At 46.4% G+C, this 1,076-nt stretch carries 1 protein-coding gene; it reads right to left on the bottom strand.

Features of this window, described 5'->3' with window-relative positions; genetic code table 11:
- Positions 1–442: 442 nt before the first annotated feature.
- A partial coding sequence (locus NI21_RS0115445) for a CvpA family protein (protein ID WP_033127105.1) occupies positions 443–1,076 on the bottom strand: 634 nt, incomplete at its 5' end.

Genomic DNA, 1,076 nt, shown 5'->3' with positions numbered 1-1,076 from the left:
GAGCCAGGATCAAACTCTCGTAAAAAAGTTCTCTCTCGGTCAGGAAAACTACTAGCTTTCCTATCCCGTTATTTACTGTTGGCATCAGACCTCTGCTTTCGCTCAGCCTGATTTCCGTTCTGAATATTTCTCTTAGAAATTTTCAGGGTCGTTGTCTATTGTTCAGTTATCAAGGTTCTTTGTTTTGTTGTCTTTCGCATCTCAGCGACAACTTCTATATCATATCATGTCGCTTCGTGTTTGTCAACAACTTTTTTCAACTTTTTTCTTCTTCCTTTTCGGAAGTCTTCTGCGGATACCAGCGAACCTGCGCTCCCGCGCCGTTATCACACTGTCCTTATCCGGCAAAAAATCCACCCTCTTGCGTGGTGGATTTTTATAATATCATCATAATCCTGTGGTGTCAATGCTTTTTTTCATTTTTTACTCATTTTTTTACTTTTTATTTGAATGACACTGCCATCTTCAATACCGGATTGTATTCATAGATTACCCGCAGAATATCATTTCCCTGGATCGTGTCGTAAGCCTCCCTTCCAAAAGAGGTGGTATACAGCATGGTAATGATCATAAAAAGGATCCACACAATGATGAGCCCCCCGGCCGCGCCGAGAAGCGCCCCGCCGAGCCGGTTGAAAAATCCCAGCACAGGAAGGTTTGCCACGATATCCAGGGCGAAGATGATAGCCCGCATCACAACTGTGATGATCACAAACGTCAGAATAAAGGAAAGGATGTTGATGATCAGTCTGGCGGCATAGGCTGAGATATACTGGATAAAATTGTCCACTCCCAGCTCATCATACATCTCACTGTTATTGTTATTGAGGAGAAGCGCCTTGAATACACCCGGGATATCAGCCCCCTCGATGGCCGCGATCTGCGTATCCCTGGGAATTTCCACGTCCTCCAGTATGCTCTGGGCTTCCTCGCCGCCTCCCTGCAGTCCGTCCAGAAGGCTGCTGGATATACCATACTGAGCCAGTTCATCACTGGTGACATTTCCATTTACAATATCCTCCACCGTGATGCCCACTGCGTTCAGCTGAGCCTCGGTGATGCCGGCTGACTCCAGA

Origin of the sequence: Eubacterium sp. ER2, from assembly GCF_000765215.1 — a bacterium.
Lineage (GTDB): Bacteria > Bacillota > Clostridia > Lachnospirales > Lachnospiraceae > Claveliimonas > Claveliimonas intestinigallinarum.
This window is presented reverse-complemented; position numbering and strand designations above follow the sequence as displayed.